A 22,223-nucleotide genomic window follows, 5' to 3' on the forward strand; every position below is an offset into this window, starting at 1 on the left:
GGGATTTCAACCGATCGCGTCCATAGCCAGCAAAGGATCCTGCCTTCTTTTTTGTAATTTTCTCAAAGAGCCAACCGCCTACCTCAGACCCCCCGTGCGTCTTCCACGCCGACTGCGGATTGCTGGACTGTTAAGCTTAGTGGCGTTGCTAACGCTTTGGCCCGTCGGGCGTATAGCCTACGACGGCTGGCGGCTAGTACGGCTTGTGGGGGCGCTTCCTGAAGCGCCCCCACGGGGATTCGACTGGGTAGTTTGGCAAGAGCGCGAAGGCCGCATTGTAGCCGCTTACGTCTTTCCCCAAAGCCCAGCAGCACGAGCCGGTATAAAGGCAGGCGATGTATTTTACCTGTTGGACTTCCAGCAGTTTTTCAACGTCGAGGATCTCAAGCGGGCTATTGATGGCCTGGCGCCGGGAAGCGTACATACATATGCCCTCTTCCGCGACGGGAACTACTTAGAGCTGCGCGTGCGCTTTACGCGCTATCCAACGTTTCTCTACCCGCTTTCGGCTTCATTATGGCAGTTTTCGCTGTGGGGTTTTGTCGTAGGTGCTGTTGTACACGTGCTGGCCTTGATTTTAGTCTTTCCTTTGGCTCGGCGAGGTCTTCGGGCCCGATGGTCTTTGCTGCTTATTTTGGTTTCAGCACTTTGGATTGGGAGCAACTTGCTTCGCCTGCTGATTATCCAATTTTTTGGCCCACCGCTTCCAGGGGGAATGACCGATCGTGCTTTTCAACTGCTGACATTCACGGGATTGGTAGGCTGGATTGGGTTTCCGGTCCTGCTGCTGCGCTACATGCTTCAGGAGCTTCACCTCATCTATACGCCATGGCATTGGAGCGTATACTTTCCCCCTTTGGTACTTGGGTTGGCTGTGGTGGCAGCTACCTTTCGGCCTATCCCGCTGCCAGTAACGCTCGAGGCTTTTGTTGCTCCCATTTTGTTTTATGCCTGCTGCTACATCAGCCTAACGGCAGGGCTGATTTTATGGATACCCCGACGCCGAAGTGGAGATTCTAGGAGGTGGAACCGCACGGGCAGCTTGCTGACTTTTGGCTTTGCTGTCCTGCTAGGGCTTTCGGTGTTGGATGTAGTGCCGCTTTTGGGGCTGGTCAGCGACAGTGCGGTGGGTTGGCTGATTGTCAGTGCTCAGCTGCTTTCGGTTGCGCCCGTAGGACTTGTTTCGCTGGCTACGCTAAAGCTGGGCAAAGTGGATCTGGTACTGGAACGCACACTCAGCTATAGCACAGTTTTAGGTTTAATTTTTCTGGCTTTTGTAGGAGGCATGTCGCTGATAGAGCCAGTTTTGGCCCGCACCACAACGCCCTGGCAGGTTGTGGGTGGCGTGTATGTGGTGCTGCTATTGATCTTTTTTGAACGGATGGCTCGCTGGCTGCAGCGCGAGCTACCTGCGGTTTTTTCTACAGAGCGGCAACGCACCCGCCAAATGCTCAGCCGATTCCAGGAGCAGCTACGCCACATCTTTAGCTACGAAGCCCTAGCACAGCAGACAGTGGAAGTCGTAGGCGAGGCGTTTCGCGTACGCTCAGCCCGGCTGTTTTTCCGACCTGCAGAAACCGAACGCTGGATTAGCAGTGCCTATCATCCAGAACCGCCTTACCTGACCGAACAAGTGCTTGAGGCCCTTTGGCCTTTTATCTATCAAGAAGGTCGCATTTGGGCCCGCAATCCAGAACTCAACGAAAGCCGCCTACCTGAAGCACAAGCCCAGCTGCTAGAAAGTCGTGGCATAACGCTCTTGATCCCTATCCTAGGGGATGGCCAACCTTTAGGAGTGCTCGCTTTAGGGGCCAAACGCGACCGAAGAGATTTTTTCAACCTCGAAGACCTTGACTTGCTACGCGCCTTGAGCAGCCAGCTGGCCTTGGCTATTGAACGGCTCCACTTGGTCGAACGAGAGCGAATGCTGATCCGCCAGAGTGCCGAAGCGCAGCTGGTGGCCTTACGTGCACAAATCAACCCCCACTTTTTGTTCAACACCCTCAATACGATTGCCGCGCTCATTACAGAGCGTCCAGATGAAGCCGAGGCTGTTGTGGAACACTTAGCAGCAATTTTTCGACACACGCTCCATACCAGCGCCCGTCCTTTTGTAACACTGGAAGAAGAGCTCACGCTAGTACGCCACTACCTGAGCATCGAGCAAATCCGCTTTGGACGCAAGCTGCGTGTGCACATTGAAGTAGAACCAGGGCTTGGCGCAGCCTCTATTCCTGCTTTTGCTGTTCAAACACTGGCCGAAAACGCCGTTCAACACGGTTTAGGCAAACTGCGGAAGGGAGGAACGCTGCACATTCAAGCGCGTCGCCTACCAGACGGTTTGCTTGAAGTGCTGGTTGCGGACTCGGGGATAGGCATCCCGGCACTTTGGGAACAAAATGGGCAGGTCCAGGGGCGACTGCCGTTTTTTGGCATAGGACTACGCAACGTGGCCGAACGCTTGGAACAGCTTTACGGCCGGAGTGATTTGCTTCGTTTTGAGAGCGCTCCGGGGCAAGGCACACGCGTGTGGCTCTACGTTCCCATAAGCACTGCCCCGTAACGTGCGCCAACCTAAACCGTCTAATGCCATGCTGCGCGTGTTAATTGTTGACGATGAACCTCCTGCCCGACAGCGGCTACGCAAACTGCTTGAACCGCTCGTTGCATCGGGCAGGCTAACGCTTCTTGAAGAGGCGGCCGATGGCTTTGAAGCCTTGGCTAAACTACACCAGCAGCCTTTCGATTTGCTCTTGCTTGACGTGCGCATGCCTGAGTTGGATGGCTTTGAGGTGCTAGAGCGTATCGATCCAGACCGCCGTCCTTTTGTAGTGTTTACCACGGCGTACGACGACTATGCCCTGAAGGCTTTTGAAGCTCATGCTATTGACTATCTCCTTAAGCCTGTCAACCAAGAGCGCCTCCAAGAAGCCATTAGCCGCGTTGAGCATTGGCAGGCCGCGGCCTTACGTAAAGCCCAAGAGGAGCGCTTGTCACAGCTTTTAGATTGGCTCGAAAGCCAGCAGCGCGCTGCTGGGCCGCCGACACCTGTACCCGAAGGAGGCTACCTGCAGCAGCTTTCAATCCCCTACCGAGATCGCATCTTGATTGTCCCCGTTGAGCGCCTGGTATCGGCTGAAATCCACCACGGCATCACGCGGCTGTACGTTCTTGAAGAAGATACCCATGCCCGTTTGCACCAGCACCTTGTCGGCTACACGCTGGACCAGCTGGAGGCGCGTTTGGATCCCCAGGCATTTATGCGGGTACACCGATCAGCCATTGTACAGCTGCGCCACATACGAGAGCTGGTGCCCTGGTTTAGCGGGCGCTACAAGCTGCTGCTTACGGGAAATCACGAGGTGATAGCCAGTCGCGAACGGTCCAAACTACTCAAAGACCGCTTAGTGCTGTGAGCGTGCATCTACGCGTACTGCTAGGACTGCTATGCTGGGGAGCCCTGCAGGCAACAGCCCAGCCCGATACGCTACGCGTGCGTTTATTTGAACAGCTAAGCCCAGAAACGCTGGAAGTTACAGCAGTAGAAGCCGATGCGCTGCTTTTTGCCGAAAACTACACGCAGCCGCTCCTGCGTCTGCCTGCCGGCGCCTCGCTTCAGGTTGACCGACGAGGCCCAGAGCTTCGGCTACGCACGCCAGGGGGAACGCTCTTTGCCCGCTGGATTCGCATACAACCTACGGGCAGCGGACTACTGCGCCTAGCAGCCCAGCGCAGCCGCCAAAACGCAGGCCCTTTTACGTATCCTGGATGGCTTCGCATTGCTCCGGAAGGCAATGCGGGACTTTCCATTGTCAATTACGTAGCCCTTGAAGCGTATGTGGCAGCTGTTGTAGCCCGCGAGCATCAATTCGACGACCTGGAAAGCACCAAAGCCCTGGCTGTTGCCGTCCGGACCTATGCGCTGCGCCGCATGCTGCACCCCGACACTGCGCAAGAGGCCGTAGATTATGAAACTCATCAGATGTATGAAGGCATCGATCGCGTTACGCCGCTAATCCGTGAAGCCGTGCGGCAAACGCAGGGGGAAGTGCTTACCTACCAGGGTACGTTGATCGAGGCTGTATATTCGGCCTCAAGTGGTGGGCACACCGCGAATAACGAAACCGTCTGGGATGGCCTACCCCAACCCTACCTGCGTGGCCAGCCTGATCCCTATGATCAAGCTAGTCCTTATCAGCGCTGGGAGGTTTTGATCCCACGTGACCGGCTACTTCACGTGCTTTCGCAGCGATACGGCACACGCATCACAGGATTTCGGATCGGCGAGCGCAGCGCCGATGGCCGTGTGGCTACGATCGAACTGCTGCGCGAAGGCCAGCCTCCTTTGCGCATCCGAGCGAATGAGTTTCGCCTATTGGTCAACGATCACTTTGGTCGTCATACCCTACGCAGCACGTTTTTCCAAGCACAACGCGAAGGCAACACCTATCGCTTCGAGGGTAAAGGCTTTGGCCACGGTGTAGGTCTGAGCCAGTACGGTGCGTTGGAAATGGCCCGCCAAGGGCACAATTACCAGCAAATTTTAGCCTTTTATTATCCGGGAACGACAATCACACACTACGAAGAAAGTCCCTTGTTGGCTATGCAACAAGAAACCCCGTCAATACCTCAGCCAACTTTGGAAGTAACAGCACCTTCCCGTGCCCCAGAAGTCTCCTCAGAAAAGACCATACCTACCCTCCGTACGGTGTCAGGATGGGGCACACCCTCGGAAAGTTCTTCGCTTCAACCCCCCCGCCGACGTATCGGTTGGTAAGCTTTGCATCGCCATGCAAATGTCTGTGTTTTACGGGATATGGGTTGCTTGGGGCCTTAGCATGGCTGTCCATGCACAGCCGCTCCGGCCCGATACGCTACAGACCGAAGACTCGCTGCGCGTTATTGCCCTACCGCCGCTCGTGGTTGAGGCCACGCGTGGTACAACAACGCGACTAGGGGACGCGCTGCCGCTCCTAACGCTGACGCGGCGCGGACCGGAAATTGCACTTACCCCTTCCTTAACGTTAACCGAAACGCTTCGGGAGCTGCCAGGCTTGTGGCTAAACGACCGTCAAAACTACGCCCTAGGGGAACGTTTAATTATCCGCAGTGCCGGCTGGCAGGCTGCTTTTGGACTGCGTGGCGTGCAGGTCATCCTCGACGGCATTCCTTTAACCATGCCCGACGGCCAGGCAGTCTTGGATCCTGTGGACCCCGTTTTCGTTCGCCGGGCAGAATTGCTGCGCGGGCCTTCTGCGGTCTTTTGGGGCAACGGAAGTGGCGGTGCGCTGGTGCTTTCCACTTGGCCTGAACCCTTGCAGCCCGGTGTGCACGGGCGTCTGATCACTGGTAGCTACGGATTGCGCCGCATCGACGGTGAGGTCGCTACGCGCTTGGGTCCTCATGCTCTAGTGGTTCATGCTTCGCATCTAGACCAGGAGGGCTACCGCGTCTACAGCCATACCCGCCTCACTCGCCTGGGTCTACAAACGCACTTTGGGCTTACGCCAAGCAGCCTGCTACGCCTCAGCGCTGCAGCCGCTTGGCTTGATGCCGAGCATCCCGGCTCTCTCACTGCCGAAGAAGTCGCTCGCAACCCACGGCAGGCTAGTGCTCGCAACATACAAACCCGAGCGGGGAAAACGAGCCGCCAAGCCCAACTTGGAGCTACGTTTATGCAGCATGCCGAAACGCATACCGCTAATTTTTCCCTCTTTGGCCTGCTGCGCCAGCTCGATAACCCCCTCCCCTACGCATACATTCAGCTGCAGCGCCAGGCAGCCGGGATGCGCACTACAGTGACGCGTACCCTGACGTCCTGGCGTTTCAGTGCAGGGCTGGACTTTATGCTCCAGGACGACAAGCGGAAAAACTTCACCAACCAAACCGGTCGACCTGGCCCCACGCTGCTCCTCGATCAGCAAGAACGTGTTAGTGAACTGGCCTTGTTTGCTCTGGGCCAACATGAGCTGTCGGCTGCGCTGAGCTTTCTGGCAGGCCTGCGTATGAGTTACCTGTACTTTACCCTCTCGGACTACCGGTTTGTCGATGGCGATCAGTCTGGTCATCGCCGCTTCATGGCTTGGACCCCCGTAATCGGCGTGCACTATCGCCTACAAGCAACGCAAGAGCTTTTTGCTACTTTTGGCACGGCTTTCGAGTCGCCAACAACCACAGAGTTGGTCAACCGACCCGATGGCCACAGCGGCTTCAACCCAGAGCTCAAGCCGCAACAGCTTTATGGCTTTGAGCTAGGCTGGCGTCACCATAGCTCGAAGCTTCAGGCGGACCTGACCCTGTTTTACCAATGGGTACGCGGTCGCCTCTTACCCTTTCAGCTAGAAGCCGATGGCCGCACGTTTTATCGTAATGCCGGACGTAGTCGCCAGTATGGCCTTGAGGCCTGGTTGCAGGCACAGCTTTTACCTAAGCTCCAGGTGCGTGCTTCGTATACAGGCGGCCGCTTTAGGTTTGAAGATGCGGCCCTACGCGGCAATCACATTCCCGGCCTGCCCAGTCATCGGGGCTTCCTTGCACTACGCTATATGCCCGGGCCGCTTTGGATTGAAAGCACGGCAACCGCTGTAGGACCTTTCTACGCTGACGATGCCAACCGCATTCGCGTAAGCGGCTACGTCATTTTTGATCTAACCCTAGGCGCCCAACGCTCGCTTGTGGCTGGCTTTCGGGTGCAGCCTTTTGTCTCGGTACAAAATGTAAGCAACCGGCATTATGTGGGCTCGGTGGTGGTCAATGCCGGTGGGGGACGCTACTTCGAACCGGCTGCGCCGCGAAGCCTCCGTTTTGGCCTCACGATCGGAACCCTGTAATGCGCATGGGAAGCAAACGTCAAGCTGGCGTGCTACCGTTTCGTTGGCACAATGGGCAACTTGAAGTGCTGCTGGTAACCTCGCGTACCGTAGGTCGCTGGGTTATTCCTAAGGGCAATGTTGGAAAAAAAACGGCACAGGAAGCTGCGAGTAAAGAAGCTTTTGAAGAGGCCGGCCTGCGCGGTCGTATCGATCCAGAACCCTTAGGGTGTTATCTGCATGGCCGTCCAGGCGACCAGCGTTGGGTGGACGTGTACCTTATGGAAGTCACTGAAGAACTTCCTGAATGGCCAGAGCAAGCCGAGCGCCAGCGGCAGTGGATGCCGCTAGCCAAAGCGCAGCAACAAGTGTATGAGGACGGTCTGCGTGCCTTGCTAGCTCGCTTGCCTGCAGAGCTTGAGCGGAGAACTTCAGGCCGCGCGCTTGGCCCAGTAGCCTCGCGTGCACTGGTGATCGGCCTACTACTGCTGGCCCTAGCACTGGCCTTTGGGGGCACCTACTACTTAGCCCGTCTCCTCCAAAAACCCGAAGTACGCCAGCGCCTTAAGCAACTGGAGCAGCAAGACCCTACCTCTTCGCTACAGTACCTTCAGCGCTTTCCCCAACTAACCTAGAGCACCGATCCCTTAGAAAAATGACACCAACGCACCGCGTGACGATTGCTTACGGAGACGGCATCGGCCCCGAAATCATGAGGGCTGTGCTGGCCGTGCTTGAGGCTGCTGGCGCGCCGCTTGAATACGACGTCATCGAAATTGGCGAACAAGTCTACCAACGCGGCATTACCTCGGGCATTCCAGACGAGGCTTGGGAAGTGCTGCGCCGCAACCGCGTCTTTCTCAAAGCGCCAATTACTACGCCTCAAGGCAAAGGCTACAAAAGCCTCAACGTGACCATCCGTAAAGCACTTGGACTATTTGCCAACATTCGACCAACCAAGTCGCTGCATCCGTATGTTGAAACCCCTTATCCCAACATCGATCTGGTAATCGTTCGAGAAAACGAAGAAGACCTGTACGCGGCAATTGAACATCGGCAAACAACCGAGGTGGTGCAGGCCCTTAAACTGGTTACGCGCCCAGGCAGCGAAGGCATCATTCGGTATGCGTTTGAGTACGCCCGCGCCTATGGCCGTCGGAAAGTAACCTGCATGACCAAGGATAACATCCTGAAGATGACAGACGGGCTGTTTCACCGCATCTTTGACGAGGTTGCCGCAGCCTATCCCGAAATCGAAGCAGAGCACCGCATTATCGACATCGGTGCAGCGCTGGTGGCTGCACGCCCGGAAACACTCGACGTGATTGTCACGCTCAACCTTTACGGAGACATTTTGTCCGACATTGCCGCACAGGTGGCCGGATCGGTAGGGTTAGGTGGGTCGGCAAACGTAGGAACCCATGCGGCTATGTTTGAAGCCATCCATGGCTCGGCTCCCGACATTGCTGGGAAAGATGTAGCTAACCCTTCTGGGCTACTCAATGCAGCCGTCATGATGCTGGTGCACTTGGGGCTGGCCGACGTAGCCGCACGCATTGAGAACGCATGGCTGCGCACCATCGAAGACGGGATCCATACAGCCGACATTTATCGGCCTGGCAAAAGTCGCCAGAAGGTCGGTACGCAAGCCTTTGCCGAAGCCGTCATTGCTCGCCTAGGACAAGAGCCGCAGCATCTTAAGCCGGTGCACTTCCGCAAGCCTGGAATATCGGTCGCCATCCACCCAGTGCCACGCCAGCCTAAACAACTCGTAGGCGTTGACGTGTTCCTCGACTGGGATGCGGAGGGGCGCAATCCTGAGGTGCTAGGCCGTACGCTAGAGGCGCTGGCGGGCGAAGCTTTCCGTCTGCACGTCATTACTAACCGTGGCGTGAAAGTCTATCCCGGCGGTCTACCCGAAACGTTCTGCACCGACCATTGGCGCTGCCGTTTTGTCGCTGCTCAGGAAAACCTCACACCTCTAGAAATCCTCGACTTACTCCGAAGGCTTCACGAGGCAGGTCTAGATTTTATTAAAACGGAGCACCTCTACACGTTTGAAGGGCAGCCCGGGTACTCTTTAGCCCAGGCAGAATAATAAAATGACCCTCTAACACGTTAACTACATGCAACCTGCATCTTGCTGCTTCGTAGACGTCTTGTCCCAAGACGCTTCTCCTCCTCGGCGTTTTGGGAATCTTCCGCACCACCCCGGTCCTCGCGGCCGGGGTTTTTTATGGTTGCTCCGCCTCAATCTGGCTTTGTTGGAGCAACAACGTCCGCGCTTCAATAGGACCAAGGTTAAACAACAGGTCCAGAGCAGCCATGCCAGGAAAAAAGCCAGGGAAGTTTTGGCGGTAGATGGGCTCCTCAAACCGCAGCGTGTAGACGCAAGCCGCCGCGCCTCGGTCAATGCGAGCCGTGGCTTCAGGTAAGAGTAGCGTATCCGCAGCAAGCAGGCGGGCTATAGTTTCTACTGTAGCAGGCTGATCGGCTAGCTCAGAAGCGCGCACAACCGGCGTTTGGATTTCAAAAAGCTGAAGCGTCAGCACAAACGTTGCCGAAGCCAGCTCTCCCAAATGGGTCCACGTGTGCGCAAAGAGGCGTTCTAGACGAGGCTCATAAAACTCGAAATACGGGGTCGTGCGATAATTGTAGCAGAAGGCGCGCCAGTGACGACGTCGCCAGGAGGGATCCTGACCCAATAAAACCCGGTAAATCGGCTTGCCGTGCTGATGGGCCCGTAACGGCACCGAAAGCCACTGCCACCCCTGCGGATTGCGCAGTCGCGTGCGGTTATGGAACGACTGCCGGCTGTACTGGAACGTATCGGCCAGCACGACACGGTGAGCGCGCAGCGCCAACGCTATCCGCTCTAGCCGCGGAAAGTACTCCGGAGGCACGACGGCCAGCATACCCAAGCAAACTGCTAAAGCTGAAGGGAAATTTAACGTCTGTTTTTTTCGAAAAGCTATTCGCCATAGCGCCACATGAGTTTCTTACTTGTTTTTCTTAGCGCACTTCACCTTTTGCTCTGGATCGTGCTTTTGGCCAATTGGCGCTATCTTCAAAAGCATGCTCGTTTTAAGCCAGCAGGTGACGCGTGGCCTTTCGTGTCGGTATTAGTCCCAGCCCGCAACGAAGCCGCTAACCTAAGCCGCTTGCTTCCCAGTTTACTGGGTCAGGATTATCCTAAGCTAGAGCTCATTGTGTACGACGACGCTTCCGAAGATGTTACGCCCGTTATTCTCCGCCGCTACAGTAGCGATCCTAGGCTACGTGTGCTGCGTGGCGAGGGCGTGCCGCCAGGCTGGGTGGGCAAGGTACATGCCCTTTACCAGGCTACACGTAAGGCACGCGGAACGCTCTACCTGTTTCTGGACGCCGATACCGAACTGCTGCGTCCGGATGCACTGCGGCGCCTTGTTGCTCGCTACCGGGCATTGCCAACAAGCACGGTGGTTACAGCACTTCCTCAAATGCGTGGGGGTGGCCAGCTTCTCGTTAGCCTAGTGCCCTTGATGATCCTGGCTGGACTACCTTGGCCACTGGTGCACCGCGTACGCCATCCATTGCTGGCAGCGCTCAACGGCCAGTGCTGGCTCATCGACGCCACCACGTACCATCAGCTCGAGCCGCACCGCCACCATAAAAACGAGGTGCTCGAAGACGTTCAAATTGGCCGTTACCTAAAGCAGCATGGCCTGATTCCCGTGATGCTTGACCTGCGCCAGGAACTGGCGGTGTACATGTATGCTTCGCTGAAAGCGGCCTGGCAAGGCTTTCGCAAAAACGCTTATCTGCTCATGGGAGGTCGTGTGATGCCGTTTATGCTCCTTTGGATTGGCTACGGATTCACGTTGGTGTGGGCACCCTTAGTGAACTGGATCTTTTTGCTCTCGATTGTAGGCCTCAAGCTTTTTGTGGATGGCCTTATGGGTCATCCCCTTTGGCTAAGCCTGCTATCACCCGTATCGCACCTGTTGGCCTGGGTGCTGCAGCTCGACTCGGCCCTAGCACATTGGCGCAAGCGCGTGACCTGGAAATCGCGTTTAGTTACGTGATTTTTAATTTCACGTTGAGCTTCAAGGCACATTTGTAAGTATTTTGTGCATTATGCGCACACAAAAAGTCCTTTAGACATGCGCGCTTCGTTTTTGCTTTTAGCACTTTTGATTGCGCTGGCTGCCTTGATTTTTGCGCTTCAAAACCCGAGCTATATCACGGTGCGCTTAGGACCATACCAAGTTGAGCAGACCGCCGCGTTAATCATTTTTGTGAGCTTCATCTTAGGGGCGCTGGTGGGGATGTTGGCCATGATTCCTGGACAGCTGAAGCGCGCTCGTGAAATCCGGCGGCTGCGCCAGCAGCTAGCCGAGACGGGGCATGAGCCGCCTACATCGTTTTCTGCTGCACCTGATCGCCCGCTCCAATGACCCAAGCGCTTTCGCAGTTTCGGCACATGCTAGCTCGGAGGCGGCGCAAAGTCGGCCTGCCGCCAGGCACGCTTTTGCCCCCCGAGGTACCACCGACCGAGCCTGTTACGCTACACCTGATCGCTTACGATGCCGAACAACTTTTTGAGCGATCGCTTCGGCCTGATGAACTCGAGGGTGTTTTGGCAGAAACATCCCGCCCAGCCGTAACGTGGATTGATGTAACTGGCCTGCACGACATTGAGCTCATCCACCAGCTGGGCAAGCTACTTTCCATTCACCCCCTAACGCTCGAAGACATTGTCAGCATCGGTCAGCGTCCGAAGTTTGAAGAGGGCCAGGGCTACCTCTACGTAGTCTGCCACATGCTAACCTTTAATGAGGTGCAGGGGTTGGTTGAAGCCGAGCAAATCAGCTTGATTCTGACCCAAGACTTGGTTTTAACATTGCAAGAGCGCCCAGGAGATGTTTTTGATCCTATACGCGTTCGGCTGCGCCAGCAGGTTGGTCGCCTGCGTCAGCGTGATGCCAGCTACCTGGCCTATGCGTTGCTCGACGTTGTTGTAGACCACTACTTTGTGGTACTTGAGGCCATTAGTGAACGCGCCGAGCAGCTTGAAGCCCACATCCTGGAGGACCCTAGCCCCCAAGTCCAACGGGCTCTGGCTAGCCTTCGACGAGAACTGATTGCCATGCGCCGAGCAGTGTGGCCGCTGCGCGAAGTTTTTAGCGAATTGCAACGGCTCGAGTCCCCTTTGCTTGCGCCCGAGACCCGCACGTTCTTGCGCGACACTTACGATCACGTAGTGCAGGTAATCGATATTATTGAGTCGCTGCGCGAGCTGCTTGCAGGATTGACCGATGTATACTTATCCCGGCTGAGCCATCGCATGAACGAAATCATGAAAGTGCTGACCATGGTGGGGACTATTTTTATTCCACTTACCTTTCTGGCAGGCATCTACGGTATGAATTTTAGATACATGCCCGAGTTGGAATGGCGTTACGGGTATCCGGCCGTACTATTGCTCATGTTGGGGTTGGGCCTGGGCATGTTGTATGGATTTTGGCGTCGTGGATGGCTTTAGCACGTCATTTTCCTCGGCCACTTAAGGCAGGCGCTCGGGTTGCGGTTGTGGCCCCAGCTAGCCCTCCACAAAACGTCCAAGCGCTTGAAGTCGGCATTGCACGCTTGGAAAAAGCTGGGCTTCAGATCGAGCGTGGACGTACGCTTACGGCACAGCGTGGCTATTTGGCCGGCAGTGATGTGCTGCGGGCCGAAGAGCTTAACCATTACTTTCGCCGGCCGGACATACACGCCATCTTTTGCGCCCGGGGTGGCTACGGCTGCCTACGACTGCTCCCGCTCTTGGACTATGAGGCAGCAATCCGCATGCCCAAGTTAATTATCGGTTACAGCGACATTACCGCACTTCAGCTGGCTGTACTTGCCCAAGCAGGCGTTCCCGGACTTTCTGGACCAATGGTGGCCGTCGACTGGCCCGTACTCGATACAGAAACCGAGGCCCGTTTCTGGGAGCTGGCTCAAGGCGCAACGCCAGATCCACTTCCGCTTGTGGGTTCGGCGAAGCTGCACGTACTGCGTCCAGGCGATGCCAAGGGCCCCCTTGTAGGCGGAACCCTCTCGGTGCTGGTTCGGCTGCTGGGGACCCCCTACCTGCCCGATCTGACCGGGAGCATTTTGTTTTTAGAGGATGTAGGCGAAGCGCCCTATCGCATCGATGGCATGCTGGCACAGCTGCGCTTGGCCGGCGTGCTTGATCGCTTAGCCGGCGTCGTGCTAGGCCAGTTCACGAAATCCGATCCGGTTTCGGAAACGCCCTCGCTTACGCTGGGTGAAGTGTTGGAAGACTACTTTGGTCAAGCCTCTTATCCGGTGGTGGTTGGATTTCCCTATGGTCACCAACCCCAGAAAAATACGCTGCCGATAGGCACGCAAGCCTGCCTACAAGCCCATGGAGACACGGCCACCTTAAGGCTCTTGGAACCAGTAGTTCGTTGAGCCCGTGTGCTTTTGTCTAAAAGCTTTTCCTGCAATTTTTTCAGTAACGGCACGCTAAACATGCCTATACTGAGACGGCAACCGCCTGAATACTATGAAGCCCCACAGCGAACCCTCGCCAATGCGGCTAGCCGTCTTTGCTTCGGGTAGCGGCACCAATTTTCAGGCCATCCTCGACGCAATTGAGGCCGGTAGGCTACCGGCACAGGTTGTGCTGTGCGTTAGCGACCGGGCTACGGCAGGAGCGCTAACGCGCGCCCACAGCCGAAATATTCCAACAGCCATCCTTTCCCCTGGCGCGTTTCCTACCGAAACCGCCTTTGGAGAAGCGTTGCTTGCGGTGCTCCAGCAGCATGCGGTTGCGTTTATTGCGCTAGCCGGCTATCTCAAGAAAATCCCGGACAATGTGGTGGCAGCGTATCGGAACCGCATCCTGAACGTGCACCCTTCGTTACTGCCGGCCTTTGGTGGGCCAGGGATGTACGGCCGCCGTGTGCACGAGGCCGTATTGAACTATGGAGTACGCTGGACCGGAGCTACCGTGCATCTGGTCGACGAAGTGTACGACCACGGGCCAATTGTTTTACAGGAGCCCGTGCCCGTTTACCCAGAGGATACCCCCGAGACGTTAGCTGCCCGGGTGCTCGCTGTGGAGCACCGCCTTTATCCCGAAGCGCTACGGCTGTTTGCCGAAGGTCGCATCGTGGTCGACGGTCGCCATGTACGCATCCTCCCTCCTTCGTCCTCAACCCTTTAAAGCTATGTTGCACCAACCCAGAACGCACGAAGCACCCCCCGAGGTACAACCCGTCCGACGGGCCCTACTTTCTGTGTTTGACAAGACTGGCCTGGTAACGTTCGCTCAGCAACTGGCCAAGCTGGGTATTGAGCTGATTTCAACGGGCGGTACTGCCCGCACGCTACGCGCAGCTGGACTAGCCGTACGCGACGTATCGGAGCTGACCAGTTTTCCGGAAATGCTCGACGGGCGCGTTAAAACGTTACATCCAGCCATACATGGAGGCTTGCTGGCCCGTCGTAATGTGCCCGAAGATCTGGCCCAGCTAACCCAACAAGGCTTTGTGCCCATCGACTTGGTCGTCGTCAACTTGTATCCGTTTGAAGCAGCCATTCAGCAGGACCCAGAAAACGAGGCGTTAGCCATTGAAAATATTGACATCGGTGGACCCGCCTTGATTCGGGCAGCGGCTAAAAACTTCTTCTTTACAGCGGTAGTCACTGATCCGGCCGATTATGAAGCCGTCGCCAACGAGCTGGTGCAACACCAAGGGGCGCTTACCTTGAAAACGCGTCGGCAACTGGCGCAGAAAGCTTTTGCCCACACGGCTGCTTACGATCAAGCGATTGCCACATACTTTGCTCAAAGAACCTTTGTTGCCTCAGAGCCTTTGCCGAAACAGCTGCTGCTGGCGCTACCTCGCAAGCTGTGCTTGCGCTATGGCGAAAATCCCCATCAGCAGGCCGCCTTTTATGGTCATCCGGAACGCTTCTTTCGCCAGCTTCATGGTAAATCGCTTTCTTACAACAACCTCCTAGACCTTAATGCCGCACTGCGGTTAATTGAAGAGTTCCGGGAAGCCGATCCTACCTGCGCCATCCTCAAACACACCAATCCGTGTGGCGTTGCGACAGCAGCAACTTTGGTTGCTGCCTATCAGCGCGCGCTCGCCACTGATCGACGCTCACCGTTTGGAGGCATCGTGGTGGTCAACCGGCCTCTAGATCGGGAAACAGCTGAGGCAATTGACCAGCTCTTTACGGAAGTGATCATTGCGCCCGACTTTGACGAAGGCGTCCTCGCTTTCCTGCAGCAAAAAGCCAATCGACGCATTATTCAGCAGCTTCGCCCTGTTTCGGAAACACTGCAAATGCGCACGGTTGTCGGGGGTTTGTTGGTCCAAACGCCCGATAGTGCACTCCCCCCACTGTCTGTGCTACGCTCCAGCTGGCGCGTCGTCACCCGCCGCGCACCAACCGAAGCCGAGTGGCGCGACCTGGACTTTGCCTGGCGGGTGGTCAAGCACGTCAAAAGTAACGCGATCGTGTACGCTCGCGATCGGGCTACGCTCGGCATAGGCGCAGGCCAGATGAGCCGCGTTGACGCCGCTGAACTCGCCGTACGCAAAGGCCTGCAAGAAGGGCACCATTTTACCGGCAGCGTGGTAGCTTCAGATGCCTTTTTCCCCTTTGCCGATGGTCTACTAGCCGCTGTAGCCCATGGCGCCCGTGCCGTTATCCAACCTGGAGGCTCTATTCGCGATGAAGAAGTCATCCAGGCTGCCGATGCACACGACGTGGCCATGGTCTTTACGGGGACACGACATTTTGCACACTAATCGGGTTTGATTTTTGTAGTTTTCTGCCGGGACGTGGCACGCCAAGGCCTGCCCATATTTTATCTTGCATCAGCCAAAAGATGATCTAGCTGTGCGCCCTTGCTACCCGGTAAAGGGCAAGCAGGGGCTGCTTAAACCCAAAGAGGACACGCATGGGGCTGCTCAACTTTTCTACCGACGTTGCGATTGACCTGGGAACGGCCAATACGCTGGTTTACATTAAGGGTCAAGGCATTGTTTTGAACGAACCCAGCATTGTGGCGCTGCATCGCAGCACCCGACGGGTGATTGCAATCGGCCGAGAAGCGCTTCAGATGCACGAGCGGACGCATCCGGAAATCGAAACCATTCGCCCGCTCAAAGACGGCGTCATTGCCGATTTTGAGATGGCTGAGCAAATGATTCGGGGGTTTATCCGAAAGGTCCAAACGCGCTGGATGCATTCGATCCGTCGCATGGTGGTATGCATTCCCAGCGGCATTACCGAAGTGGAAAAGCGTGCCGTGCGGGACTCGGCCGAGCATGCCGGAGCCAAGCGCGTCTACCTTATCAGTGAGCCTATGGCGGCGGCTATTGGCATTGGGCTGAACGTAGAAGAGCCCGTGGGCAACATGGTGGTCGATATTGGCGGTGGCACTACAGAAATTGCCGTCATAGCGCTCGCCGGCATTGTTGTCAACGAATCGATTCGCATTGGTGGCGACGAAATGGACAGCGCCATCATTCAGTACTTCAAGCGTAACCATAACCTGCTCATTGGTCAGCGTACTGCCGAACGCATCAAATGTGAGATTGGCAGCGCGGTCGAACTGGATCCTGAGCTAGAGCTTTCGGTCAAAGGCCGCGACCTGGTTAGCGGCATCCCCAAGATCCGTACAATTTCTTCAGAAGATGTGCGTGAAGCCTTACGCGATCCGGTCAGTCAGATTGCGGCGGCTGTACTGCGCTGCCTAGAGCGCACACCGCCAGAACTGGGGGCCGACATTTTAGAACGAGGCATTATGCTAACCGGTGGCGGTGCACTTCTTAAAGGTCTGGACGTCCTAATCCGCAACCGGGTAGAATTGCCCGTGTACGTTGCCGAAGATCCCCTGACCGCCGTGGCCCGAGGCACGGGAAAAGTTTTGGAAGACCTCGACCGCTACGAGCGTGTTCTCGTGTAATCCATGGCGCGCGAAAACTGGCTCGTCGATAGCCTCCTGCTCCTTGCAGCGCTCAGCTGTGCAGTAAGCCTTTTGCTTTTGCATAATGAACCCATCCTGAGGGGATTGCGAGCCGTAGCGCTCGAGGCCACTGCACGCGTCGAGGCACGCTTAGCCTGGGCAGGCCACTACTTCCGAGCCTTGGAAGAAAACGAACGTCTGCGTGCCGAGAATATCCGGCTAGCTGGCGAGTTGGCCCGCGCGCGCGAGGCACTAATCACCAACGAGCGCCTAATGCGCATGCTTGCGCTGCGCGATAGCCTACAGACTTTGCCGCTTCGGGCAGCCCGCATTATCACCAAAGACATCACGCGCCAACAAAACCTGCTCACCTTAGATGTAGGCCGTGACGATGGGGTATTGCCTGGCATGGCGGTCGTCGATGACCGCGGCATCATCGGCACCGTTGTCCTGGCTACGCGCCACTACGCCCGCGTCCTGCCTTACCTAAACACCGACTTTCGGGTAGCTGCTCGCATTGCTGCCCTGGACGTGATGGGGGTCGTGCGGTGGGATGGTGTAGATCCCCGTCGGCTGCTGATGGAGTTTGTCAGCCGTACCGAACCCGTCGAACCAGGTATGCTGGTGGTCACAGCACCCTACAGTGAGCTTTTCCCAGCAGGTTTTTCGATTGGAACGGTTACTGAAGTAACCCGCCCGACGGGGCAGGGCACCTTGCGAATCTATTTGGAACCCGCCTCTCCGCTAGACCAAGCGACCTACGTTTTTGTCGTACTCAAAGCACCCGATGCCGAACGCCGCTTACTGGAAACGCCAGCACCTTAACAAAGCCCAGCGACGTCCTACCATGCGTCGTTCCTTAGGGATATTGATGCTGACGCTTGGGCTTGCCCCTGCGGTCTGGTCGCAAAACGGAACAGCTTCCCTGCGCCAAGCGATCGACCGGCTGTTGGACAGACCCGAATACCGAAATGCCCACTGGGGTGTGCTCGTTTTGGACCTGCGTGACAGTACAGTACTCTACGAACGACATAGCCGCAAGAATTTCATTCCCGCTTCGGTGGCCAAGCTGTTCGTCACAGCCGCGGCCCTGGAGCAACTTGGCCCAGACTTTCGCTACGTCACGCGCCTTTGGGCCGACGGACCCGTTGTCGACGGTGTACTACAAGGCAACCTGATCGTGCGTGGTGCAGGCGATCCCGCTATTGGAGGGCGATTTACCGAAGGCGATCGTACAGCACTGTTTCGCGCCTGGGCTGATTCCCTGCGGCAACGCGGCATTCACACAATTGCCGGCGATCTCATTGGTGACGACGACTACTTCGACGATACCCCTTTAGGCGCAGGGTGGAGCTGGGATGACTTAACCTATTGGTATGCTGCCGAAATCAGCGCCCTCTCGTTCAATGATAATTGTGTCGATATCACCCTTGAGGGAACGCGCGCGGGGAGGCCAGCTCGCTTGCATTGGGAGCCGCTACGTACAACCTACGTGCAGCTTATTAACCAAACCCGTACCGTGCCACCCAACCGCTCCCTCCGGGAACGCTATGAACGCAAGCCGGGCACCAACACAATCCTACTACGCAGCCAAGTGCCAGAAGGACGTGTGGAGACCGAATCCTTAACCATATCCAACCCCACACGTTACTTTGTGCACGTCCTTCAGGAGGTGCTGACGCGCGAAGGTATCGTTGTGCAGGGCCGGCCCGTCGATGTGGACGAGCTGCCCGAAAAACCTGATTACACCCAACCCCATTTTTGGATCGTAGCGACCTACACTTCACCACCGCTGCGGGAGATGATCCGCATCGTCAACCAGCGCAGCCAAAACCTTTATGCTGAGATGGTACTGCGCACGTTAGGCACCGAACGCCCGGTTGCCGACACGACACGTACGCCAGGATCTGCTGCCATGGGCTTAGCTGCAGCAGCTCGCACTTGGCTAAAGGCCGGGATTGATACCAGCCAAATCCGAATGGTCGACGGCTCCGGCCTCTCGCAGCTGAATCTTCTTTCGCCCGAGGCTACCGTGCGCCTGCTGGCTTACATGGCCCTGCACCCGCAACACGACGTCTGGGAGGCTTTTTATGCGTCGTTGCCTGCTGGTGGCCAAATCGGAACCACCCTGGAGTATCGCCTCCGTCAGGGCATGGCCCAAGGAAATGTGCGGGCCAAAACTGGCACGCTAAGCAACGCCAGCTCCCTGGCAGGCTACCTCCGCGCCGCGGATGGACGCCTGCTGGCTTTTGTCTTGTTTTGCAATCACTATACGGTCTCAACCGCACGCGTACGTGCCACACAAGACGCCATTGTCGAACGCCTAGCCCGCTACCGACCGTAAGCGCTGGGATCAACCCCTGTGCTGAAGCCGTTCACGATGCGAGTTTTGCGCATGCTATTGCACACAGACAAGCCTATGCAGAAAACGCTACATGGCACCACCGTACTGGGCGTGCGGCATCAGGGCAAAGTAGCTTTAGGCGCCGACGGCCAGGCTACCTTGGGCACGACCGTTATGAAACGGCGCGCCCAAAAGGTGCGCTCCCTTTACAATGGCAAGATTTTAGCTGGCTTTGCCGGATCAACTGCCGATGCGCTAACGCTGTTTGAACGCTTTGAAAACAAGCTCCAGCAACACGGAGGCAACCTGACCCGCGCTGCCGTCGAGCTGGCTAAAGATTGGCGTACCGACCGTTACCTGCGACGCCTGGATGCCTTGTTGGCGGTAGCCTCACCAGAACGGCTCTTACTCATCAGCGGCAACGGGGACCTCATTGAGCCCGACGACGACATCGTGGCTATTGGCTCTGGCGGACCGTTCGCCCTGGCAGCTGCCCGCGCCCTTTGCCGACATCGCCCAGATATGTCTGCCCGGGCCATTGTTCAAGAGGCGCTTTCGATTGCTGCCGACATTTGTATCTATACCAACCATGAGCTAACAATCCTTGAAATTGAAGCTTCCTAAAGCCTCTGGCGTTGTTTGATTGGGTCCTTCACGAATTGAAAATAACCTTGTGCTATGCCGCATCGCTTGCGTTCTTCCAAACCCTCCGTTTATCCCGCTGCCCTGTTCGTAGATTATGAAGAGCTGTACCCGCTTATTGCCCAGAAAGTAAGCACTGACGCCCCTGCAGACCGCTATCTTTCGGATTTACTTTATAACCTGCGGCGCTACCTTTTACTGCGCCGGCGGTGGCGCGTTGTGCATGCCCGCGTCTACGGCGACTTTGAGGCTTTACCCGACGGGTTGTTTATTCAACGTTCATTGGCTGAACAAGGGCTAACACCGTGCTTTATCCCTCAGCTCGACCACCTGGATGCCAAACTGCAATTGTGCGTCGATGCCCTAAGCACGCTAAACAGCTATCCCGAAATTCAAGCTTTTATTGTGGTAAGCGGGCGCAGCTCGTATTTACCCCTACTGGAGCACCTCAGAGCGCGTGGCCGGCAGGTGGCCTTGTTGCAGCTGCTTTCGCCCGAAGACCACGTGCTGGAACGACTGGGCGAGCGGGCTCTGCTAGACCCACATATGCTCATGGACCATACAGGCAGCCGACACCTGCTAGCCCGCCTGGAAAGCACTGCCGAAAGCCGATCAGCCGCTACGCCCACGTTTCATGCGCTAGGCGACGATCCTATAGCCCTTCAAACGCTGGCGCTCATTGAAGAGCATTTTGGTCGCTACGAGGAAGTTTACCTTACACCCTTACTTCGTAAAATGTCGGAAACCTTTGCCCCCGAAATCGATCCCAAAGAAGTGATTAATCGCTTAGAAGCTGCTGGTGCCGTTCGCTTAGAGCGGCGGCGCGGCTTCCCCTATGACTATACCGTACTTATTGTAGAAAGTGCGCACCCGGATGTGCAGCGCGTCCGGGAAACCTTTACCACACAGATAACCGAAACCAAAGAGCTCTCTAACACAGCACGCGTTGAAGCGCTCAACACGCCTGCTCCTTCAACGTCTTGAGCTGACGGTTACAAATAGCGGCTGGAGGAACCTACTATGGAACGCGAGCCTGGCATGAAGCAGCGAGAATTAACGCCTCAGGAAATTGTTGCGGAGCTGGATAAATACATTATCGGTCAAGAAGAAGCAAAACGCTGCGTAGCTATTGCGCTGCGTAACCGCTGGCGCCGGCTCAACGCCGCTCCGGAAATGCGGGACGAGATTATGCCCAACAACATTCTCATGATTGGCCCAACCGGAGTGGGCAAAACCGAAATTGCGCGGCGGTTGGCTAAGCTAGCAGGGGCTCCGTTTATCAAGGTTGAGGCTACCAAATTCACCGAAGTAGGCTATGTGGGCCGCGATGTAGACAGCATGATCCGTGAGCTGGTTGACATTGCGGTCAATATGGTACGCGAAGAGCACGAGCAACGCGTGCGCGACCGTGCCCGCGCATTGGCCGAAGAGCGCATTCTGGATATCTTGGTTCCCCCACCGCAACCCGCGTCCCGAAAGGAAATGGTGGCTGGCCCCGGATTTTTCCTGCAAACCACACCCCCAGCCAATGCCGACAGTACTGCTGAAACCGAAACCCGGGAACGCACACGTCAGCGCTTTCGCGAAAAGCTGCAGGCTGGAGAGCTGGACGATCGGGAGATTGAAATTGAAGTTGCCGCCGACACTGTCCCCATGGTGCAGGTCTTTGGCCCGCTAGGCATCGAAGAAATGGGGCTCAACCTGCAAGAGCTGTTTGGCAACCTGGCAGGACAACGCCGCAAAAAACGGCGCGTAACCGTGGCTGAAGCCCGAGAGCTGCTGACGCAGGAAGAAACCCAAAAGCTGATCGACATGGACAAGATCACCCGTGAAGCCTTGCAGCGCGTCGAGCAGTCGGGCATTGTCTTTATTGATGAGATCGACAAAGTCGCTGCACGCGACCATATGCATGGTGGACCCGACGTCTCGCGCGAAGGCGTGCAGCGCGACTTGCTACCTATTGTTGAAGGTTGCAGCGTAATGACCAAGTACGGTATGGTCCGCACTGACCATATCCTCTTTATTGCCAGCGGGGCCTTTCACCTAGCCAAGCCCAGTGACCTGATTCCAGAATTGCAGGGCCGCTTCCCCATCCGCGTTGAGCTCAAAAGCCTAACCGAAGAAGATTTTTACAAGATTCTAACGCAGCCCAAAAACGCTCTGCTCAAGCAATACCAAGCTTTGCTACAAGCAGAAGGGGTGGAGCTAGAGTTTACCGACGCTGCTGTACGTAAAATTGCCGAAATTGCCGCGCGCGTCAACGAAGAGGTGGAAAACATCGGGGCACGGCGCCTGCACACCGTGCTGACCACACTGCTTGAAGACATTCTGTTTCACGTGCCCGATCAAGTGCCTGAAGGCGGCAAGATCGTGGTCGATGCCGACATGGTCGAAAAACGGCTTTCAGGGATTGTGCAAAATCGTGACCTGAGCCAATACATCCTGTAAG

Annotated in this window: 19 protein-coding genes; 18 read left to right on the top strand and 1 reads right to left on the bottom strand. The window is 56.4% G+C overall.

Annotated features, from left to right (window positions below):
* Nucleotides 1-94: 94 nt before the first annotated feature.
* Genes J8E65_RS09810 through J8E65_RS09835 form a run of 6 tightly spaced genes read left to right on the top strand, consistent with a single transcriptional unit; the run spans nt 95 to nt 8,907 of the window.
* Nucleotides 95-2,563, top strand: a complete 2,469-nt coding sequence (locus J8E65_RS09810; RefSeq protein WP_210375580.1) for a histidine kinase — start codon at nt 95-97, stop codon at nt 2,561-2,563.
* 28 nt (nt 2,564-2,591) lie between these two features.
* Nucleotides 2,592-3,416 carry a LytR/AlgR family response regulator transcription factor gene (locus tag J8E65_RS09815; protein ID WP_210375581.1) on the top strand — a complete coding sequence of 275 codons (825 nt, stop codon included), beginning with the start codon at nt 2,592-2,594 and terminating at the stop codon, nt 3,414-3,416.
* Nucleotides 3,413-4,777 (top strand): SpoIID/LytB domain-containing protein, encoded by a 1,365-nt coding sequence (locus J8E65_RS09820; RefSeq protein WP_341481758.1) that lies wholly within the window; start codon nt 3,413-3,415, stop codon nt 4,775-4,777. The genes J8E65_RS09815 and J8E65_RS09820 overlap by 4 nt, the downstream gene beginning before the upstream one ends.
* A gap of 13 nt (nt 4,778-4,790) precedes the next feature.
* Nucleotides 4,791-6,830 (top strand): TonB-dependent receptor family protein, encoded by a 2,040-nt coding sequence (locus tag J8E65_RS09825; RefSeq protein ID WP_210375582.1) that lies wholly within the window; start codon nt 4,791-4,793, stop codon nt 6,828-6,830.
* Between the two features lie 5 nt (nt 6,831-6,835).
* Nucleotides 6,836-7,444: an NUDIX hydrolase gene (locus J8E65_RS09830; RefSeq protein ID WP_210375583.1), complete on the top strand. Its 609-nt coding sequence runs from the start codon at nt 6,836-6,838 to the stop codon at nt 7,442-7,444.
* 20 nt (nt 7,445-7,464) lie between these two features.
* A complete protein-coding gene (locus J8E65_RS09835; RefSeq protein ID WP_210375584.1) occupies nt 7,465-8,907 on the top strand; it encodes an NADP-dependent isocitrate dehydrogenase in 1,443 nt (480 codons plus the stop codon).
* Nucleotides 8,908-9,043: 136 nt separating this feature from the next.
* Here the strand turns inward: J8E65_RS09835 and J8E65_RS09840 are convergent, their stop codons facing one another.
* Complete coding sequence (locus J8E65_RS09840; RefSeq protein ID WP_210375585.1) at nt 9,044-9,724, bottom strand: WbqC family protein; 681 nt, start codon at nt 9,722-9,724, stop codon at nt 9,044-9,046.
* A 75-nt stretch (nt 9,725-9,799) separates the two neighbouring features.
* Here J8E65_RS09840 and J8E65_RS09845 point away from each other — a divergent pair, with 75 nt between their 5' ends.
* From J8E65_RS09845 to hslU, 12 genes are all read left to right on the top strand, one after another.
* Nucleotides 9,800-10,873: a glycosyltransferase family 2 protein gene (locus J8E65_RS09845; RefSeq protein WP_210375586.1), complete on the top strand. Its 1,074-nt coding sequence runs from the start codon at nt 9,800-9,802 to the stop codon at nt 10,871-10,873.
* A 78-nt stretch (nt 10,874-10,951) separates the two neighbouring features.
* Nucleotides 10,952-11,245 carry a LapA family protein gene (locus J8E65_RS09850; protein ID WP_210375587.1) on the top strand — a complete coding sequence of 98 codons (294 nt, stop codon included), beginning with the start codon at nt 10,952-10,954 and terminating at the stop codon, nt 11,243-11,245.
* Nucleotides 11,242-12,333, top strand: coding sequence for a magnesium/cobalt transporter CorA (gene corA / locus J8E65_RS09855; protein WP_210375588.1), 1,092 nt, complete (start codon nt 11,242-11,244; stop codon nt 12,331-12,333). The genes J8E65_RS09850 and corA overlap by 4 nt, the downstream gene beginning before the upstream one ends.
* On the top strand, nt 12,324-13,268 hold the full coding sequence (locus tag J8E65_RS09860) for a S66 peptidase family protein (protein WP_210375589.1): 945 nt from the start codon (nt 12,324-12,326) through the stop codon (nt 13,266-13,268). Before corA ends, J8E65_RS09860 begins: the two co-directional genes overlap by 10 nt.
* A 94-nt stretch (nt 13,269-13,362) precedes the next feature.
* Entirely contained in the window at nt 13,363-14,025 is a 663-nt protein-coding gene (gene purN / locus J8E65_RS09865) for a phosphoribosylglycinamide formyltransferase (protein ID WP_237181878.1), read from the top strand.
* Nucleotides 14,026-14,029: 4 nt separating this feature from the next.
* A complete protein-coding gene (gene purH / locus J8E65_RS09870; protein WP_210375590.1) occupies nt 14,030-15,625 on the top strand; it encodes a bifunctional phosphoribosylaminoimidazolecarboxamide formyltransferase/IMP cyclohydrolase in 1,596 nt (531 codons plus the stop codon).
* 152 nt (nt 15,626-15,777) lie between these two features.
* Complete coding sequence (locus J8E65_RS09875) at nt 15,778-16,788, top strand: rod shape-determining protein (protein ID WP_210375591.1); 1,011 nt, start codon at nt 15,778-15,780, stop codon at nt 16,786-16,788.
* A gap of 3 nt (nt 16,789-16,791) precedes the next feature.
* Nucleotides 16,792-17,613, top strand: coding sequence for a rod shape-determining protein MreC (gene mreC, locus J8E65_RS09880; RefSeq protein WP_210375592.1), 822 nt, complete (start codon nt 16,792-16,794; stop codon nt 17,611-17,613).
* A 22-nt stretch (nt 17,614-17,635) separates the two neighbouring features.
* Complete coding sequence (gene dacB, locus J8E65_RS09885; protein WP_210375593.1) at nt 17,636-19,132, top strand: D-alanyl-D-alanine carboxypeptidase/D-alanyl-D-alanine endopeptidase; 1,497 nt, start codon at nt 17,636-17,638, stop codon at nt 19,130-19,132.
* Between the two features lie 75 nt (nt 19,133-19,207).
* Nucleotides 19,208-19,756, top strand: coding sequence for an ATP-dependent protease subunit HslV (hslV, locus tag J8E65_RS09890; protein WP_210375594.1), 549 nt, complete (start codon nt 19,208-19,210; stop codon nt 19,754-19,756).
* Between the two features lie 54 nt (nt 19,757-19,810).
* A complete protein-coding gene (locus tag J8E65_RS09895) occupies nt 19,811-20,758 on the top strand; it encodes an NYN domain-containing protein (RefSeq protein ID WP_210375595.1) in 948 nt (315 codons plus the stop codon).
* 36 nt (nt 20,759-20,794) lie between these two features.
* Nucleotides 20,795-22,222 (top strand): ATP-dependent protease ATPase subunit HslU, encoded by a 1,428-nt coding sequence (hslU, locus tag J8E65_RS09900; RefSeq protein WP_237181881.1) that lies wholly within the window; start codon nt 20,795-20,797, stop codon nt 22,220-22,222.
* Nucleotide 22,223: the final 1 nt, after the last annotated feature.

It is taken from the genome of Rhodothermus bifroesti, from assembly GCF_017908595.1.
Classification (GTDB): domain Bacteria; phylum Bacteroidota; class Rhodothermia; order Rhodothermales; family Rhodothermaceae; genus Rhodothermus; species Rhodothermus bifroesti.

What these genes read in the sequence shown, in the direction of transcription:
- J8E65_RS09850 (WP_210375587.1), top strand. Translation starts at nt 10,952, where the DNA reads ATGCGCGCTTCGTTTTTGCTTTTAGCACTTTTGATTGCGCTGGCTGCC.
- J8E65_RS09895 (WP_210375595.1), top strand. Translation starts at nt 19,811, where the DNA reads ATGCCGCATCGCTTGCGTTCTTCCAAACCCTCCGTTTATCCCGCTGCC.
- J8E65_RS09825 (WP_210375582.1), top strand. Translation starts at nt 4,791, where the DNA reads ATGCAAATGTCTGTGTTTTACGGGATATGGGTTGCTTGGGGCCTTAGC.
- J8E65_RS09840 (WP_210375585.1), bottom strand. Translation starts at nt 9,724, where the DNA reads ATGCTGGCCGTCGTGCCTCCGGAGTACTTTCCGCGGCTAGAGCGGATA.
- purN (WP_237181878.1), top strand. Translation starts at nt 13,363, where the DNA reads ATGAAGCCCCACAGCGAACCCTCGCCAATGCGGCTAGCCGTCTTTGCT.
- purH (WP_210375590.1), top strand. Translation starts at nt 14,030, where the DNA reads ATGTTGCACCAACCCAGAACGCACGAAGCACCCCCCGAGGTACAACCC.
- mreC (WP_210375592.1), top strand. Translation starts at nt 16,792, where the DNA reads ATGGCGCGCGAAAACTGGCTCGTCGATAGCCTCCTGCTCCTTGCAGCG.
- J8E65_RS09875 (WP_210375591.1), top strand. Translation starts at nt 15,778, where the DNA reads ATGGGGCTGCTCAACTTTTCTACCGACGTTGCGATTGACCTGGGAACG.
- hslV (WP_210375594.1), top strand. Translation starts at nt 19,208, where the DNA reads ATGCAGAAAACGCTACATGGCACCACCGTACTGGGCGTGCGGCATCAG.
- J8E65_RS09830 (WP_210375583.1), top strand. Translation starts at nt 6,836, where the DNA reads ATGGGAAGCAAACGTCAAGCTGGCGTGCTACCGTTTCGTTGGCACAAT.
- J8E65_RS09845 (WP_210375586.1), top strand. Translation starts at nt 9,800, where the DNA reads ATGAGTTTCTTACTTGTTTTTCTTAGCGCACTTCACCTTTTGCTCTGG.
- corA (WP_210375588.1), top strand. Translation starts at nt 11,242, where the DNA reads ATGACCCAAGCGCTTTCGCAGTTTCGGCACATGCTAGCTCGGAGGCGG.
- dacB (WP_210375593.1), top strand. Translation starts at nt 17,636, where the DNA reads ATGCGTCGTTCCTTAGGGATATTGATGCTGACGCTTGGGCTTGCCCCT.
- hslU (WP_237181881.1), top strand. Translation starts at nt 20,795, where the DNA reads ATGGAACGCGAGCCTGGCATGAAGCAGCGAGAATTAACGCCTCAGGAA.
- J8E65_RS09860 (WP_210375589.1), top strand. Translation starts at nt 12,324, where the DNA reads ATGGCTTTAGCACGTCATTTTCCTCGGCCACTTAAGGCAGGCGCTCGG.
- J8E65_RS09815 (WP_210375581.1), top strand. Translation starts at nt 2,592, where the DNA reads ATGCTGCGCGTGTTAATTGTTGACGATGAACCTCCTGCCCGACAGCGG.
- J8E65_RS09835 (WP_210375584.1), top strand. Translation starts at nt 7,465, where the DNA reads ATGACACCAACGCACCGCGTGACGATTGCTTACGGAGACGGCATCGGC.